The sequence below is a fragment of the Mesorhizobium sp. B264B1B genome (assembly GCF_020165765.1).
GTDB lineage: Bacteria > Pseudomonadota > Alphaproteobacteria > Rhizobiales > Rhizobiaceae > Mesorhizobium.
Window position 1 is genome coordinate 14,268 of the sequence record NZ_JAIUIS010000004.1, and the last position, 16,503, is coordinate 30,770.

Genomic DNA, 16,503 nt, shown 5'->3' on the forward strand with positions numbered 1-16,503 from the left:
GCCGTGCCGGACAGCATGTGAGGATGTAGGCTTGGCGACGTCAGGCGCAGTGTTTCTTGGGGGCGCGCACGGCACGCTTGCCCTGGCGCGCAGCCTCGGCGCGCAAAAAGTGCCCCTCACCTACATCACCAATGATTCGCCGCTGCCGGGCTGGTCGCGATTTGTCGGAGCCACCATCCGCTGGCCCGGCCCAAACGATGAGCGGGCACTGCCGTTTCTGCTGGAAGCGGCGCCTAAACACCGGCTGGAGGGATGCCTCCTGATCCCGGCCGCCGATCCAGAGGTTCGCCTGGTCTCGGAAAACCTCGCCGCCCTGTCGGCGATCTATAAGATCTTGCTGCCTTCCTGGGATGCGTTGCAGTGGGTCTGCGACAAGCCTCTCCTCTACAGGCGGGCAACCGAGTTGCGGCTGTCCATTCCAAGGACCTATGACATCGCATCCATGGCGCAGGCCTCATCCCTGGACATGGTTTTTCCGGTCGTTCTCAAGCCTCACATGGGCGGCGGCAACACCCGCATCGCCAGGGCCAAGGTCGTCCAGGCCGACGACAGGGCCTCGTTTCTTGCCGCCTATCGCGACGCGGCCGAACAGGTCGGCGGCCAAAACGTCGTCGTGCAGGAGCGCGTGCCGGGCGGGGGAGAAAGCCAATTCTCTTACGCCGCGCTCTGGAACGAGGGCAAGCCGATCGCGGAGTTCACCGCGCGCCGCTCGCGGCAGTATCCGGTCGACTTCGGCTATACCAGCACCTTCGTCGAGATCGTCGACGAGCCCCGCGCCGTCGCTGCCGCGCGCACATTGCTGTCGTCGATCGGCCATAGCGGCCTGGTCGAGGTCGAATTCAAGCACGATTGTCGCGACGGCACGCTCAAGCTTCTCGACGTCAATCCGCGCCCCTGGTCGTGGTTCGGACTTTGCGCGCCTGCCGGCGTCGACCTGGGCGCGATGCTGTGGGAGACAGTGAACGGCCGGGCCACCGCAGCCGCTACCGCTCGCCCGGGAACGGCATGGATGTATCTGGCCCGCGACGCTGTTTCATCCGTGACGCTGATGCTGGGCGGCAGGCTTGGCATCGCGGCCTATGTCAACTCCTTCGCGACGGTTCGATCCTGGGCGGCGTTCGCCTCAAACGATCTGCTGCCGGGGCTGATCGAACTGCCGCTGACGGCATGGCGGGTGCTGACGAAACGGCTGCTGAACCCGGCCGGCCGCCGGCCCTGACAAAATCGCCCTTTATGATGGCCGGTAGTCGAAGATCGCGTAATCGATGGTCCGCACCGCGTCGAGGAAACGCGGCATGGGCGGCGTCACGCGTTGCTGGAAAGACCCGGCATCGCGGATGGCGGGCTTCGCCCATTCGATGGCCCTGTGGCTCGAACTGCCGTAAACGACGAGGCAGGGCCGCGGGTGCCGTTCCAGCGACGACATGAGATTGCCCAGCACGATTTCGAACACGTCCCTGGAAAAGGGATTGTAGAAATAGACCAGCAGCGGCGTCGGCGGGAACTCATACGTCGCGGCATCCGCTTCGATAACTGCAATCTGGCGGCATTTCTGGGCCGGGCTCTTGTATCGCTCGATGTTGCGCCGGGCGATTGCGACGAGCTCCCGCGCGAACTCCACACCGACAATCGCGGCGAACGGGTAGTGCGAGGCCAGCAGGAGCGTGCGCGACTTGCCCGAACCGATATCGATGAAGGTGTAGTCTGCAAGATCGTCCGTCAGCCTGTCCATGATGAAGGCGAAGGATCTGGGCGACGTGCAGACACATTCATTGCCCTGGTCCCGGTGCGGTCCGACGACATCGAGCGCGTCGAGCCGGATCGAACCCGCCGTATCGACGCCATTGTCGCGATCCCACTGGCGCGCCAGCCGGTCGGCAACGAGATGGCGGATGTTGCGTGCGACGAAGCGGCCGCTGTCACCGAGGCCATGCCGCCGGACGAGCCGGAACGGTTCGAGGATTCCTTGCTGCCGGACGAACCGCAGCGCCCTTGCGATGCGTCCCCTCGAGCGGTCCTGCAAATTGATGCTGTGCGTTTCACGGTTCATTGCGGATCGGCTCGGTTGCCTGTCAGCGCAAGCGGCGCAGGCCGCGCACCAGGCCTTGGCCCGCCTTGAGCAGCCGCGGTTTGGAGCGAATGAAAAGCTCGATCCGGCAGCGCAGCGAAATGTAGGCGGTAGCGCCCCATCCCCGCAGTGTCATCGACTGGCACAGTTCGGCCAGCACCGAACTGGTGGCGCCGATGTGCTCCTTATAACCCTGGCTGCCGACCGAAAGGTCGAAATAGTCGAACCCGTGCCCGCCCCCCCACATCATTAGCTTGCCAAATGTCGTCAGTCCCGGCGGGGCAACGGCATTCTGGTCGATCCCGAGCAACAGGGTATGCAGCGTGCCTTTCCTGACCAGCACATAGATGACGGCGAGCCAGGCTTCCCCTCCGCGCAATCCGAAGATGCGCACCGAGCCGTCGGAAAGGCCATGCAGCGCGGCAACTCGGTAGAAGTCGACGACGGGTTCCTGCGTCAAGAGGTCGAAACGGCCGAGCTCGCGAAACCGCTTCAGTCGCAGTTCAAGGAGCGTGTCAAAGAGCGTTTCCGTAAGCGCCGGCGTGTCGGCCTCGACCAAGCTCAGGCCACCGAGCTTTTCGAGGCGGCGGCAATGCTTGTGAAAGCTCTTGGCGAAGGAGGGCCTGCAGATGCGCTTGATGAGCGTTTCCGGTTCGCCGTGCAGGACAAGGCCGGAGGTGATCTGGAGAGAATCGTGCGCCGCCGAAAGCAGCGCCAGAGGATTGGCGACTCGTTGGATCTGTTGCGGGATTCCCAAGATATGGATGCGATCCGCCGGTGGCAGCACGGCGCGGACTGCCGCCCATGCGGCGTCGGCGCCTTGCCTGGTCCATGCCCTGTCATCCGCCAGCAGCGGTGCCGAATAATCGCAGACGCCGCAGCTCAACCATTCGATCAGGGAGTGGCCCAGCGCCCGGCGCCGCATCAGCGGCAAAAGCATGACCGGCGCGCCCGTGGCGGCGTCCTTGACCTCGACGACAAGCAGTTCCGCGCCTTTGGGCATCAGCCGTTTGGCGATCCCCTCGACCCACGCATAATGCTGATGCGCGGTGCACACGCCATCGGCCTGAAATCGCAGCCAGAGCGGCTTTACAGTGTCGAGGCTGGTGTGCAGCCGGGCTTTGAAGCGCGCGGCTGTACCGGCGCTGGCGGCAGTCGGGGACAATAACCCGTCGGATAGATCCGTCTTGGGAGCCGTTCCCGTGGCTTGCCACATGCTTCTCCTGTCCTCCCGGCCGGCCATAAACATCGTCCACGCAAGCAGTGTAAACCCCGCCAACTCAGGACCGCCCCGGGCAGCCGTGCGTTGGAGCGCACGAAAGCCATGGTTGCGGACCAATGGCAGCGCTTGCGATACCCACGCATCCTAAACCGCGGCAAAGTTCGGTCAGGACCAGACCTTTGGCGCCATTATGTTCGTTGCTTTCGCCTACCGGCCGATGGCCGAACTAGTCGAACCTTTGCCCGCGTGCCCAGCTCGTCGACCTGCCATGAGGCCCGGTGAGACGTTGGGCACTTGCGCTCAGGTCGATCGCTAGCATCAAAGCATGAACGGTGCGTTGATGGACACTCAGAAATTGCACCGATCGGTCGTGCCACGTCGGGGCCATTCGTGAGACGACGCCGACGACAAACGGGGCCTTCCCGCCGCGTGCGTCCGTTACACCCTCACTGCCTCGCCTGCCACCGGTCTCTGCTACCGTTTTACCGGGGCGAACGGGACCGACCGCCGCCACCCGCCCAACCAGCTGTCGCGCCGCTGGTCCGGGTGCTCGATGTTCCATATGCGGTGACGCGCGAAATACCATGATGCGGCAAGGACGAAGATTTCGGAGACCGCGGAACCCAACAGCGACCACGGCGGAGGCGCGATTGCCAGCAGGATTGCGATCAGCGTCAGCCCGATTATTGCGCCACCGGTCGTGATGAACGCGACGGTCCGGAAATCGCCGAGGATCTCAAGGATGATGCGAGGCATGACATAAAGCATGACCGGGATGAAATTCGCGATCACGAAAAGTCCGATGAATCCGACCGAGGCATCCTGGAGGGCCTGGGATTTTATCATCGGCAGGACGAATAGGATGGCACATCCATAGACGAGGCCACCGATCCCCATGACCAGCGACCAGATCTTCGCTTGCGCCCAGACACGGCTTGTTTCGTTATTGCGCATCAGCTTCGCCAGCTCCGGCTGCGTCATGTTGAAGAGAGCAAGGCTGATGATGCGCAGTGGGGCAAACAGCACGAGGACCGCCGCCAGCGGCGCGTAAGCGGCGGGTCCGGCAATGCCCGCGACCAGCAGGGCCAGGCATTGACCCTGGATGTTTGTGGTGGTCGCGCTGAACGCCGACCAGCGCAGCTGCGGCCAGAGCCTTGTATAGCGGCGGCGCGTCGGCATGCGGAAGCTGATGCGAGGTGTGCGGCGCGCCAGCCGAACCAGGACGACGATGCCGAGCAGATTTGCGGCCGCAAGCGCATAAAACACGGTTTGCAGCGCGTCCTTCGCCAACCACATGGTCAGTCCGGTCAGGATGATGCCGGTAATCGTGAAAGCGGCGTCGCTGATGGAGACGATCACCTGCTGGCGCCGAGCGAACAGTGCCGTGCGCATGTGGCTGCGCAGCGACCATGCGCCGACGAAGCAGCCGGCGGCGATGCCGCTCGGATCGCCCAGCAGATGCATCAGGATCGCCGTGCTGCCCGCCATCAGCAGCGACACCACAAGCGCCGCTGTTCCGAAGGCCACGTCATGGGCATCGACGCCGGCGCTGTTGGTGCTCTTGCCCATCCATATCGAGGCGGGGACGGCGGTGAGCGATCGGATGTACGACAGGCCGACGCCGCCCATCACCATGCCGATGGCGAAGAGACCGTAACCTTGCGCCGACAGCATGTGCAGCAGCGCGATGTTGAGGGCAAAGTGAAAGCCGCTCTGCATCGCCTCGCCGCCGACCATCAGCACGAGGCGTCGCAGCAGATGGACCGGGAATTTCACGGCCGGGTCTCCGCCTGGCGGGCGGTTGCCGGCCTGCCCGGCCTCGCCATCGTCACTTTCAGCTTGTCGGCGGCGATCGCCGCGATCGCGGCCGCTGCGACCGGTTCGCTGAAGACTGTCTCGTAGCGCGCGCGGCCGGCGGCAATAAAACCGCGCCAGGCCTCGGGCCGCAGGATGATCGCCTGCAATTTCGCGGCAAGGGCGGCGGCGTTGTTCGGCGGAACATGCCAGCCGGTCTCCCCGTCGCTGACCACCTCGACCAGCCCGCCGATCGCCGATACCAGTGGCGGCCGACCATAGGCCATCGCCTCGATGGCGACGCGGCCCAGCGATTCCGGGCGCCGCGACGGAACGGTGACGATGTCGGCCCAGCGGTAGTGTTGCGAGGGGTCCGGTATGAACGGCAGCACGCTGACGCGATCGGCCAATCCCATGGTGTTCACCAGCTCGGCCAAGGCCAGTTCGCGCTCGGTGCTTTCGAAAGCGCCGCCCACCAGCCGCACTTCGATGCGCGAGCGCAATTCCGGCGGCATCGAGGCGACCGCCTCGAGCAGCACTTCCTGGCCCTTGATCCTGTTGATGCGGCCGAGCAGCAGCACCCGCAACGGCCGGCTGCCGTCATAGTGCATCGGCTCGACCGCGGGCGGGCCGGCAACGCCATTATAGACCACATGCGTGCGTGAACGTCCGGCAATGCCGAAAGCGGCGCGCGTGGCGCGTGAATTGAAGATCAGGTCGGCGTGGCTCCAGCGCATCAAGGCGACCAGGATCGTGCGCATGAAACCTTCGGGGATCTCGTGGATATGCAGGACAGCCTTGTGAGGCAGCAGGCGGGCGGCCAGCGCATAGTCGGCCACGATCGAGGTGTTGACATAGACCAGATCGCATTGCCTCAGACGTCGCCATGCCCGCCATAGGGCCAGCGGCAGGCGCGCCATCTCGACGGTCGCGAGGCGCAGGATGGCTTGGCGCCGCAACACCCAGAGCGGCTCGAAGACGATCCGGCTGGCATGCGGTTCGAGGATCTGCACGATCGGCCCGCTGCGCGGCAGCACGACTTCGATGTCGGCGGACGGAAACGCGGCGCGCAGGGCTGCGACGCTTTCCGCGAAGCTTCGGTCGGAGCCATAGAGTTCGTAGCCCTGATGAACGCAGGCAATCCGCATCTTAATATCCCGCCAGGTTCATACCCCATCCAGCATCGCGCGAGGCGGATGGCTGCCGAAGTCCAGGGGCAAGAATCATGCCCGGTCCGCTTTCCCAGGCGGTTAGGCCGAGGAACCCCAGCAACGCCTCGTTTCGATACAGATACGCCCGGAAAGTTGACCGATAATGAAACAACTCCGGCGTTTGGTAAGAATTTTTTACGACGTTCTGCGACAGTTGCTCCCACTCTTGCCCGGCTGGAAGTCGCAGGGTGGGTTCTGGTGCAATGAACATTCCGGAAAGTCCCGTCGGCCATGACATCAAAGCCCTCCATCCTGATCCTGGGAACGCGCGGCATACCCGCGGCCCACGGCGGTTTTGAAACCTTCGCCGAGAAGCTGGCGCTTTTCCTCGCCGGACGCGGCTGGAGGGTCGGCGTTTACTGCCAGGACGAAGTCGAGCGTGTCGAGCACAGGGTGCGCAGCGAAACCTGGCGCGGCATCGAACTCATCCACATCCAGGTCGCCTCGAAAGGTCCGCGCGCGACGCTGGAATTCGACTGGCAATGCGTGCGCGATGCCGTGCGGCGGCCCGGCGTGTGCCTCGTGCTGGGTTACAATGGCGCGCTTTTCCTGACCTGGCTCAGGCTGATGCGGCGCAAGATCATGACCAACATGGACGGCATCGAATGGCGCCGCCCCAAATGGGGCCTGTCGGCGCGAAGCTGGTTCTGGCTCAACGAATGGATCGGCGCCTGGACCTCGCATCGCCTCGTCGCCGATCATCCTGTCATCGCCGATCATTTGGCGACACGCCGGCCGCGCAGCGCGATCGTCACCATCCCCTATGGCGGCGATCCGGTGACGACGGCGCCGGAGGCACCGGTCAGGGCGCTCGGGCTCGAACCTGGAAAGTACCTGATCTCGATCGCGCGCATCGAGCCCGACAACAACATCCTGCCGATCGTCGAAGCCTTTTGCAGCAAAAAGCGCGACATGAAGCTGGTGGTGCTTGGAACGCTCTCGGATGAAATCCCCTATCACGCCGCCATCCGCAAGGCCGCGAACGGCTCGGTGGTCCTGCCCGGGGCCATCTATGACCAGGCGACCGTGAAGGCGCTGCGGTACCACGCGCGCGCCTATATGCATGGCCACACGGTCGGCGGCACCAACCCGTCATTGGTCGAGGCGCTGGCGGCCGGCAACATGGTGATCGCCCATGACAATCCCTACAACAGATGGACCGCGGGCGCCGCCGCCCTCTATTTCACCGATACCGGCACTTGCGCCGGCCGGATCGATCGGGCCATCGAAGACGACGCCCTGGTCGAGAGTTGCGGTGAGGCCGCCAGGGCGCGCGCCCGCGAAGCCTTCCGCTGGGAAGACGTGCTGCTGGCCTATGAGAATGAAGCCTTCCGGCTGCTCGGCGTCGTCGCCGGCGAGGCCGTTCCGGTCGACCATCCCTCGCACGCATGACGACGTGGTCGCGCCGGCGGGTTCTCGGAGCGGCGCTGTCCACGGCCGCGTTGTTCGCGCCGCTTTCTCCCGTGTCGTCCAGCCTGGCCGCCACCGGCGAATGGCGCTTCCGGCGCGGCGTCAACGCCTTCCCCTGGTTTTCGCTGACGCGCGAATTCCCCGCACCCCGTACCGACTACGACTGGCCTCCATTCCAGCAGCGGCCGGTGCCGACGGCGGCCGATCTGCGCAGGCTGCGCGCGACAGGTCTCGATTTCATCCGCCTGCCGGTCGATCCTGGCCCGTTCCTGGCCGGCGATGCCGGCACGCGCGGCCGTTTGCTGGCGATGCTCGATCGGGCGGTCACCGCCGCTCTCGACGCCGACCTCGGCATCATCGTCAACGTGCAGGCCAATAGCGCGACCCACTATTGGAATCCGGACCGCATGGTCTCCAGCACTGCCGCGCCCGCCTTCGATCTCTATCGGACGCTGATCGGCGAGCTTGCCGGCCGGCTGGCGCGGTTTCCATCGGGCAAGGTCGCGCTGGAGCCGGTCAACGAGCCGCAGCAATCCTGCGAGTCCAACGTCTGGTCGCAGGTCCAGTTCGCGCTCCTGACCGAAGCCAGGGCATCGTCCGTTACCCTGCCGCTGGTCGTGACCGGTGGCTGCGGCTCCATGGTGAGCGGGCTGACCGCGCTCGATCCGGCGCCGCTCTCGCGCTTCGAACCGATCCTGTTCACCTTCCACTTCTATGAGCCCTACCTGTTCAGCCACCAGGGCGCGCCGTGGATGAGCGAACCCGTCTACCGTTCGCTCAACAACGTGCCGTGGCCCGCCTCGGCCGGTTCGCTCGAGGCGACGCTAGCTTCGGTGCGGGCGCGCATGGCCGAGGACGCCGAAACCTCCGAAGCGGACAAGAAAGCCGCCTACGCGGAAACCGAGCGCGTGCTGAAGGTCTATTTTGACGCCCAGCCCGGCCGCTGGTTCATCGACAGATACCTTAGCCAGGCGCGCGATTGGGCGGATAGCCATGACATCGCGCCCGAACGCATCATCATGGGCGAGTTCGGCGCGCTGCGCACCGACGCCCGCTACGTCGCCGCGCCCGATCCCGACCGCGCCCGCTACATCGCCGACGTCAGGCAAAGCGCAGAGTCGTTCGGCTTTGCCTGGGCCTTCTGGGCCCTCTTCGACGGCATGGGCATGATGGACGACACCACGCGCGCCCTGGACCCGGCGATGATCGAGGCGCTTGGGCTGGAGATGCCGGGCTAGACGGCCTATCCCCGTTGCTTGTCCTTGCTTCCGTCAAGCGGAGGCAGCGATCGCCGAGGCGAAGTCGCGATATGGGCGCAGTGGGCGTCCGAGCAAGGCAGTCAGGCGCTCGACGTCGCCGGCCTCAGGCAGCATCCCGTTGGTCAAGAACCGCTCGCCCATCAGGCGCATGTCGTAGGCCATCCAGGCGGGCAAGAGTTGCTTGAGATTTTGCTCGAAGCCTTCGGTATTGTCGCCGCCGTAGTTGATCGGGCGGCCAAGCACCTCTGACCAGATTGCGGCGATATCCGTCCCGGTCAGTGTCTCCGGGCCGACGAGGTTGATCCGGTCGAGCACAAGCGGCTCCGCAGACTGTTCGCGGCGCAGCAGCTCGAGGGCGGCGATCTCGGCGATATCACGCACGTCGATCATGGCGAGCCCTTTGGCGCCGATCGGCATTGGGTAGGTGCCGTAGCCGGTGATGACGTCTTCGATCATCAGATCGTTCTGGATGAAGTAGGCCGGGCGCAAGATCGTAGCCTTGAAGTCCATCTCCTCGATCATCCGCTCGACGCCGAACTTGCCCGCGAAATGGGGTACGTTCACATAGACGTCAGCGTGGACCACAGACAGATAGACGATCCGCTCGATGCCGGCAGATCGGGCGACGTTGAGCGCGACCAAAGCTTGGGTGAATTCGTCCGGTACCACGGCGTTCAAGAGGAACAGAGTGGAGATTCCGGACATGGCTTTCCGCAGCGAATCGACATCGAGAAAATCGCCTTGCACGACGGAGACACCTGCCGGGAAGTTGGCTTTCGACGGATCGCGGACGAGAGCACGCACATCGGCGTCGCGCTTGACGAGATGTTCGACGACTTGGCGCCCAATATTGCCCGTGGCGCCGGTAACGAGAATGGTCATGAAATTTCTCCTGTTGGATTGCTTGACAGCTCCAATATGTGTGGCTCACTAATAGCCCAACAGGCGGAAATTTTAGACACGTCGTCTCGCTGGTGGAACACACATGGACCTCCTTGCCCTCGCCGATTTCAATCTCGTTGCCCGTCATGGCGGCTTCGGCAAAGCGGCAAGGGCCACCGGCCGGCCCAAGGCAACCCTGTCCCGGCGCGTTGGCGAACTGGAAAGCAGTCTTGATCTGCGCCTGTTTGAACGGGGCGCGCGTAACCTCAAGCTCACCGAAGAAGGACGGGCGCTCTTCGAGCGGACGGGAGCGTTGCTCGCCGAACTCGACGAGACCGCTTCGGCGATTGCCTCGGGCGGTCAGAGACCGAAGGGGAAGCTGCGGATCAGCGCGCCTTTGCATTTTTCTCAGACCGCAATGGGAAGGATCGCTGCGGGTTTCGCCCTCAAATATCCGGAGGTGAGGCTGGAGGTCACGACCGAGGACCGGGCCGTGGACATGATCGAGGAAGGCTACGACCTGGTGATCCGGGTCAATCCGGATCCCGACGAAAGCCTGGTCGGACGGGCGTTTCTGCGCGATCGCCTGGTCGTGGTGGCTCGCCCCGACCTTCCTCGCCCGACCGGTGGACTCGCCGCTCCTGGCGTTGCGCGCGGGGCAGGCGATCTGCAGACATTGCACGTGAAGACACAAGGCGGCCGGTCAACGATCAGGATCGAGCCGGTCGTCGCCTTGTCGACGCTCATCATGGTCCGGGACGCGGTGCGGGCCGGCGTCGGTGCGGCACATCTTCCCATTTCGTTGGTCAGCCACGACCTGGCTGACGGGACACTGGTAAGTTGGGGGGAGATCGACGGCCCCGAGATCGCTCTATGGACGCTCTACCCCTCTCGACGGCTACTCAGCGCGCGAGTGTCGGCGTTCATGGACTTTCTAAAACAGGCCTTCCCGAACGGGACGCCCGACGAACTGGCCGCCTATATTGGCAGGTGACGACCGCACCCGCTTTCGGGCGTGGAAAGCCTTGAAGCACTTTCCCGGCGTCCTGGCTGAGCCCCATGTCACATGCCGACGTCTTGGCGAAACGCGGGGGAACCTGCCGCTAGCGGTGGAGAGGCAGCCCTCTTCGGGGGTCGTCTCCAGTTACGCGCGCTGCTTGCGTCTTTTGCCGCGCCACCGCCCGCGCCGGCCGGTACAGCACCAGCGCCAGCACCACGAATTTGGTCAACAGCGTCGTCTTGGAGGCGAGGGTCTCGGAGGTGTTGAGCAGGATCAGCCAGCCCAGCATGGGCAGCCAGATGCCGGGATGGCAGCGGCGTGCCACCTCATGCATGAACAGCACGAAGCCGAACAGCATCAGCAGGGTAAAGAAAGCGCCCTGATAGAGCACCATGCGTATGATCGGGTTCTCGATGCCTTGTTCCAGGCCGTTGATGCGGCGCATGCTTTCGATCAGATCGATATCAGGCCCCACGATCAGGTCGCCCAGCCCCAGATTCTTGAAGAGGTCGAACATTTCGACGCGGGCATTGGCGCTGCCGCTGTCGGACACGAAGCGTTCCAGCAGCGCGTCGAAGAAGCCGTAGGAAAAGAGAAGGGCGACCGCCACCGGCAGCAGCGTGGCGAGCAGGACCGCAAGGGCCGCGCCCAGCAGGCTGACGCGTCCATGCCGCAGATAGGCCACGCCCCTGAAAAGCAGATAGATGCCGCCGAGCGCGAGCGTGATCACCATCGCCGAACGTCCGCCGAACGCGACCAGCGCCGCGGTTTGCAGGCCGATCAGCGAAAGCCGCAGCGGCATCGACAGCGACCGTGAGCCGGAGAGCAGCGCCAGCACATAGACCGCGGTGATCGTGGCATTGGCCAGCGGATGGCCCTGAAGCGCGGTCGAGCGCAGGTCCGTGAACACCTCGCCGTCGAGCCGGTAGGGAAACACCAGCGTCTTGGTCGCGAACTCGAACAGCGCCAGCACCGCATTCGCCGACATCACCGCGTGAACGACCGTCTGCAGCCGCGCGAAGGTCCGTTCGTCGTCCTCGGCCAGCATCAGCACCAGCAGCGCCGCCGTCACGAACGTATCGACCATGCCCGCCATGCCCGGGCGATGCCTGACGACGACCACCACCAGGAGCACGACCGAGATGACCGCCATCAGCGCGCTGGCCGGCCGCCGGTCGGCAACGGCAGCCATATAGCCGACCGGATTGCCGAACGTGCATGAACGCCAGGCAAACACCAGCACCAGGAGATAGGTCGACGGATGGATCTTGGTGGCCGGACTGCCGAGCAGGCCGTCGTAATTGTAGCCCACCAGCCATAGCATGCCGCCGGAAACGGCGAACAGCACCGCCACCGTGACGACCAGGCCGAAGCGGGTCACCCAGTCGATGGAATTGCCGGCGCGGGATGCGGCGGCGGCTTGACCCGGCGCGGCCCAGCCGGCTGCCGGGCTGGCGGGCCGGACGGCGGCCATGTCAGGCCGCCTCGTCGACCAGCAAGGCGCCGGTCGGCAACCGCCCCATGACGGAAATGGCCTGCGAGGCCGCCGCGACATCGCGCATCGGCGTCGAGTTCAGCGTGGCGACGAGCAGGATTTCGTCGGCCATCGCTACCAGCGGCGAGGCATTGAGGTTGTCGGCCAGCGCGCCGCCATCGATGACGACGAGTTCGAAGTTGCGGCCCGCCTGGGCCAACATCTGCTGGGCAAAATAGACGCCCTGCGCTTCCTGGAAGACGGCCTTTGACCGGCCCCTGCCCAAAAGCGCGACATTGCTGCCGGGCGTATACTGGCTCAACGCTTCGATACCGTACTCACCGCGCAGCACGTCGAGTACGCCCGGCTGCTGATCTTTCTGGCCGCCGCCGGCATTGGTATCGATGAACAGGATACGGCCGCCCCGGGCGGCCGCGGCATTGGCCAGCAAGCGCGCCACCCTGCCGCGATGCGCGGCGTCCTCGGGCGGCGACGTCACCAGTATGGACGGCACCAGCGGCCAGTCCGGCGGGCGCCGGCCCGACGAGAACATGCGCCTCAGCGCCAGCCCCACAACCGCGTCCGTCTTCTGGCTCGCCGCGGCGGCCGTGCCGCCGAAAGGCCACCAGCGACGGGTGTTGCCCGATTTTGCCGGCACCACGCCAAGCACCGGCGCGTCGATGGCCGATTGCATCTGCGCGCTGGAAAGCACCGTGGGCGAGGAATATTCCGCGATCAGCGCCAGGCCGGTGCCGAGCCCCAGGCCGCCGAAGAGCGCGCCCAGGACAAGCAGCGACAGCGGCGGCCAGCTCTTCTTCAGGGCCGGCATGGCGCTGGAGATGATCCGCGCATTGGTGCTGTCGACGTTGATCTGCTCGCGCGTCTCCTGCACCCGCTGCAGATAGTTGGCGTAGACGGAGCGAACGGCCTCGAGATCGCGCTGCAACTCCCGCAGCTTGACCGAAGCCTGGTCCGTATCGAGCGACTTGGTCTTCATGCCGGCGACCTTGGCCTCCAGCGCCTGCTGGTTGGCCAGCGCCCGCTCGTAGTCGGTCTCGGCAGCCGCCCCGATGCGGCCGAGCTCTCGCCCGATCAGTGCACGCGTATCGCGCAGTTGCTGCTGCGCCGCGATCATCGAGGGATGGCGTGGCCCAAGTTCCGTGCCGAACTGCGATACCTTGTCGACAAGCGTCGCCTCCTGCGCCCTGAGGCTCGAAATCACCGAGGAGCGCATCGCTTCCGAGGTCGCGTCCGGCGCCCCGCCCGACCTGCGCAACTGGTCGACCTGCGCCTTCAGCGCCGCGGTGCGGCTTTGCGCTGCCGAAAGCTGCGTATTCAGCTCGGTCAGTTCCTGGTCGCTGACCAGATTGCCTGCCGCCATCACCATGTTGTTGGCGGACCTGTAGGCCTCGACGGCATTCTCGGCCTGCTGGACGCGCTTGCGCTGCTCATCCAGTCGCGCGGCGATGGCGTCCGAAGCGTCCTTGGCCATCCGCGCGCGTGAGCTCGCCTGATCCGCCAGATAGGCCTGCGCGATCGCATTGGCCAGCATCGCCGACTTCTCGGCGTTCTTGGTGGTGATGATCACCTCGATGACCAGCACTTTGTCCGCTCGCCGCACCGCCAGGCGTGCGCGCAACGCATCGAGCGTCTTGGCAGTCTTGTCGGCTTCGCCCGACCCCGAACCCAGCAATCCGCCGAGTAAGCGTCCCAGCATGCCCTGCCCGTTGAATTCAGGATCCTCGGTCAGGTTGGTCGCCTTGATGGCCCTGAGCAGCACCCCCGTCGACTGGACGACGCTGACCTGGCTTTCCACACGGGTTATGCCGCCGTCGGGCGGCACCTGGCTCGGATTGACGTCGTTGCTGACCACCTGCAGGTCTTGCGGATCGATGATGATTTCCGCCGCCGAGCTGTAGAGCGCCGGCGTCAAAAGCCCATAGAGCAGGGCGCCGAGGGTCAGCAGCGCGGTGATGGCAAAGATGAGGGAACGGCGGCGCATCAATATGCGCTTCACGTCGCCCAGCTCGACGGTCGAGGCCGGGTAGGATGGCGCCAACGGCACCGCTTCGGGCGCGTATTGCATCGCCTCCGGAGCGTATTGTTGCGGCAACGAGAGCAGGGATGATTGCAAGGGTCGCTCCGACAACACTCCATGCGCCTGCAAAGATCAAATTGCGGCTTTGTCTTAGCTATGCTTCCAACTGTTAAAACACTGTTAATTATATTGAGAGCTCTTGTGAATTTTGGCACGGGGTTTGCCTAGAAGAGGCGCGGGTGTCGATACGGCGCGGGCAACGGGGGAATGACATGGAATGGGGCAACACTTCATCCGTCCGGCCGTTTCCCGCGTCCAAACACCGGCCCAATACCGAACATCACAACGATGAGGATGCGACATGCAGGTGAGCCTGCGCCTGGACAGCGAATGCCCGCGTGCCTTTCACCTGACGCTGCTGGAGCGCCTGGCGGCGCTGGCGCATGTCGAGGTCTCTGTCGATCTCAGGCCGGCCGAGGGCGGCATACCACCCAGCGCCGCGGCGCTGTTTCAGCTGGAAACGGCCATCCATGGCCTGTCCGCGAACGGGCTGGCGAAACGCCTGCCGCTTTCGGCGCTGGCGCCCTATCAAGCGCGGCCGCCGGCAGCGCCCGATCTGGTGATCGACCTCTGCGGCGACGTGCAGCGCGAAGAAACGCGCGTCTGGCGCGTGACCTATGACGGCGCGGCGGGCGAAGCAGCCCTGCTGGCGCTGATCCTCGATGGGCGAACGCCGATCGCCCGTATAGAGGAAAACGGTGCGTACCTCGCCGAAGGCCGCTTGGGCACCGAATATGGCGGCATCGCGCTTGCCTCGTTCCAGGATATGCTGGCGCGCACCGCGAGCCTGATCCTGGCGGCGATGACCGGCGCCGCGCGGCACGCCCTCTCCGTCCTGCCGGAGCCGGCGCACGGCAATGCCGCGCCCGCCCTGCCGTCCTCCGCCAAGCTTGGCGTCAGGGCCGGCAAGGCGCTGGCGAGGCGCGTCGTCCAGAAGATCTACCATCTCTGCTACAACGCCCCGCACTGGAAGGTCGGCTGGCGGCAAACGCAGGGGCAGGACCTGCTCGACCTGCGGGCGCATCCGGCAACGGGCTGGCAGGTGCTTCCCGACGACGGCAGCCGCTTCTACGCCGACCCATTCCCGATCCTGTATCAGGGCAAGGTGACCCTGTTCGTCGAGGACTATATCCACCGTTTGGGCCGGGCCATCATCTCCGCCGTGCCGTTCGGCCCGTCGGGGCCGATCGGCCGCCCGGAACCGGTGCTCGACCTGCCCTATCACCTGTCCTATCCGTTCGTCTTCGAGCGCGACGGCGAAGTCTGGATGGTGCCGGAGAGCTGCGCCAACCGCACGGTCGACCTCTACCGCGCCACCGCCTTCCCTGGCGGCTGGGTCAAGGAAGCGACGCTGCTGTCAGACATCGTCGCCAGCGACGCCACCCTGGTCGAGCATGGCGGACGATGGTGGCTGTTCGCCACCGTCAGGGACGGCGGCGGCGCCTTTTCCGACGCGCTGCATCTGTGGTCGGCGCCGGACTTTCGCGGACCGTGGACGCCGCACCCCAAAAACCCCGTCCTGATCGACATCGCCTCGGCGCGACCGGCGGGCCGCATGGTAGAACGGGAGGGCCAATTGCTGCGCCCCGTGCAGGACTGCCGCAGGAGCTATGGCGCGGCGCTCGGCATCGCACGCATTGTTCACCTCGATTTGGACGGCATGAGCCAGGTTGTCGAGACCATCTTGACGCCTGGCGCGTTATGGAGCGGGCGCAAGCTGCACACGCTCAACGAGGCGGGCGGCCTTGAATTCATCGACGGTTCCGCGATCGCGCCGCGCTGGAAGCAAACGAGCGGCGGGCGCTGACGACGGCCTGCGCATAAGGTCGATACGGCCCTCTGGCAAAAAGCCCCCGCCAGTCATGGCCGGCGGGGTGAGGCTCTGGAGTAAGCCGGAATCGGTCCGGCATGGATCAACGTATGGAGCGGTGGTTGGTTGCGGCGCCAGAAGCGCATTCCCTTTCCCTTTTTTTGGGCCCTTGTGCAAGAACGGCCCCTCGCCCCAGCCGCAATCCCGCCTTTCTTGTCGCGAAATTTTCCTCCTCCGTATGCATGTTGTAAGTCGTTTAATCCGGGATAGATTGC

At 65.0% G+C, this 16,503-nt stretch carries 12 protein-coding genes; 5 read left to right on the forward strand and 7 right to left on the reverse strand.

Annotation, left to right across the window (positions count from 1 at the left end; all coding sequences use genetic code 11):
- Positions 1-31: 31 nt before the first annotated feature.
- A complete protein-coding gene (locus LB547_RS09250) occupies positions 32-1,219 on the forward strand; it encodes an ATP-grasp domain-containing protein (RefSeq protein ID WP_140582519.1) in 1,188 nt (395 codons plus the stop codon).
- 12 nt (positions 1,220-1,231) lie between these two features.
- Here LB547_RS09250 and LB547_RS09255 read toward each other — a convergent pair whose 3' ends face one another.
- The 4 genes from LB547_RS09255 to LB547_RS09270 form a co-directional block, all read right to left on the reverse strand.
- Positions 1,232-2,050 carry a class I SAM-dependent methyltransferase gene (locus LB547_RS09255; RefSeq protein WP_140759693.1) on the reverse strand — a complete coding sequence of 273 codons (819 nt, stop codon included), beginning with the start codon at positions 2,048-2,050 and terminating at the stop codon, positions 1,232-1,234.
- A 22-nt stretch (positions 2,051-2,072) separates the two neighbouring features.
- Positions 2,073-3,284 carry a GNAT family N-acetyltransferase gene (locus tag LB547_RS09260; RefSeq protein WP_140759690.1) on the reverse strand — a complete coding sequence of 404 codons (1,212 nt, stop codon included), beginning with the start codon at positions 3,282-3,284 and terminating at the stop codon, positions 2,073-2,075.
- A 480-nt stretch (positions 3,285-3,764) separates the two neighbouring features.
- Entirely contained in the window at positions 3,765-5,066 is a 1,302-nt protein-coding gene (locus tag LB547_RS09265; RefSeq protein WP_181177967.1) for a hypothetical protein, read from the reverse strand.
- On the reverse strand, positions 5,063-6,232 hold the full coding sequence (locus LB547_RS09270) for a glycosyltransferase (RefSeq protein WP_140556375.1): 1,170 nt from the start codon (positions 6,230-6,232) through the stop codon (positions 5,063-5,065). Before LB547_RS09270 ends, LB547_RS09265 begins: the two co-directional genes overlap by 4 nt.
- A 294-nt stretch (positions 6,233-6,526) precedes the next feature.
- On the opposite strand from LB547_RS09270, the gene LB547_RS09275 reads away from it, so the two are divergent.
- Both LB547_RS09275 and LB547_RS09280 read left to right on the forward strand, forming a co-directional pair.
- Positions 6,527-7,687 carry a DUF1972 domain-containing protein gene (locus LB547_RS09275; RefSeq protein ID WP_140556373.1) on the forward strand — a complete coding sequence of 387 codons (1,161 nt, stop codon included), beginning with the start codon at positions 6,527-6,529 and terminating at the stop codon, positions 7,685-7,687.
- Positions 7,684-8,943 (forward strand): glycoside hydrolase family 5 protein, encoded by a 1,260-nt coding sequence (locus LB547_RS09280; RefSeq protein ID WP_140516157.1) that lies wholly within the window; start codon positions 7,684-7,686, stop codon positions 8,941-8,943. The genes LB547_RS09275 and LB547_RS09280 overlap by 4 nt, the downstream gene beginning before the upstream one ends.
- 33 nt (positions 8,944-8,976) lie before the next feature.
- Here the strand turns inward: LB547_RS09280 and LB547_RS09285 are convergent, their stop codons facing one another.
- Positions 8,977-9,846, reverse strand: a complete 870-nt coding sequence (locus LB547_RS09285) for an SDR family oxidoreductase (RefSeq protein WP_140565377.1) — start codon at positions 9,844-9,846, stop codon at positions 8,977-8,979.
- 103 nt (positions 9,847-9,949) lie between these two features.
- On the opposite strand from LB547_RS09285, the gene LB547_RS09290 reads away from it, so the two are divergent.
- Positions 9,950-10,840: a LysR family transcriptional regulator gene (locus tag LB547_RS09290; RefSeq protein ID WP_140565381.1), complete on the forward strand. Its 891-nt coding sequence runs from the start codon at positions 9,950-9,952 to the stop codon at positions 10,838-10,840.
- Positions 10,841-10,949: 109 nt separating this feature from the next.
- Here the strand turns inward: LB547_RS09290 and LB547_RS09295 are convergent, their stop codons facing one another.
- Both LB547_RS09295 and LB547_RS09300 read right to left on the reverse strand, forming a co-directional pair.
- The gene (locus LB547_RS09295; RefSeq protein ID WP_140759687.1) at positions 10,950-12,320 is read right to left on the reverse strand and encodes a VpsF family polysaccharide biosynthesis protein; all 1,371 of its coding nucleotides are present in this window, start codon (positions 12,318-12,320) and stop codon (positions 10,950-10,952) included.
- A 1-nt stretch (position 12,321) separates the two neighbouring features.
- Positions 12,322-14,454 carry a GumC family protein gene (locus LB547_RS09300; protein WP_140499083.1) on the reverse strand — a complete coding sequence of 711 codons (2,133 nt, stop codon included), beginning with the start codon at positions 14,452-14,454 and terminating at the stop codon, positions 12,322-12,324.
- A gap of 265 nt (positions 14,455-14,719) precedes the next feature.
- On the opposite strand from LB547_RS09300, the gene LB547_RS09305 reads away from it, so the two are divergent.
- The gene (locus LB547_RS09305; protein ID WP_140556366.1) at positions 14,720-16,225 is read left to right on the forward strand and encodes a formyl transferase; all 1,506 of its coding nucleotides are present in this window, start codon (positions 14,720-14,722) and stop codon (positions 16,223-16,225) included.
- Positions 16,226-16,503: the final 278 nt, after the last annotated feature.

Excerpts from the sequence above, each read along its gene's own strand:
- LB547_RS09255 (WP_140759693.1), bottom strand. The coding sequence starts at position 2,050 with ATGAACCGTGAAACGCACAGCATCAATTTGCAGGACCGCTCGAGGGGA.
- LB547_RS09260 (WP_140759690.1), bottom strand. The coding sequence starts at position 3,284 with ATGTGGCAAGCCACGGGAACGGCTCCCAAGACGGATCTATCCGACGGG.
- LB547_RS09270 (WP_140556375.1), bottom strand. The coding sequence starts at position 6,232 with ATGCGGATTGCCTGCGTTCATCAGGGCTACGAACTCTATGGCTCCGAC.
- LB547_RS09275 (WP_140556373.1), top strand. The coding sequence starts at position 6,527 with ATGACATCAAAGCCCTCCATCCTGATCCTGGGAACGCGCGGCATACCC.
- LB547_RS09280 (WP_140516157.1), top strand. The coding sequence starts at position 7,684 with ATGACGACGTGGTCGCGCCGGCGGGTTCTCGGAGCGGCGCTGTCCACG.
- LB547_RS09285 (WP_140565377.1), bottom strand. The coding sequence starts at position 9,846 with ATGACCATTCTCGTTACCGGCGCCACGGGCAATATTGGGCGCCAAGTC.
- LB547_RS09290 (WP_140565381.1), top strand. The coding sequence starts at position 9,950 with ATGGACCTCCTTGCCCTCGCCGATTTCAATCTCGTTGCCCGTCATGGC.
- LB547_RS09295 (WP_140759687.1), bottom strand. The coding sequence starts at position 12,320 with ATGGCCGCCGTCCGGCCCGCCAGCCCGGCAGCCGGCTGGGCCGCGCCG.
- LB547_RS09305 (WP_140556366.1), top strand. The coding sequence starts at position 14,720 with ATGCAGGTGAGCCTGCGCCTGGACAGCGAATGCCCGCGTGCCTTTCAC.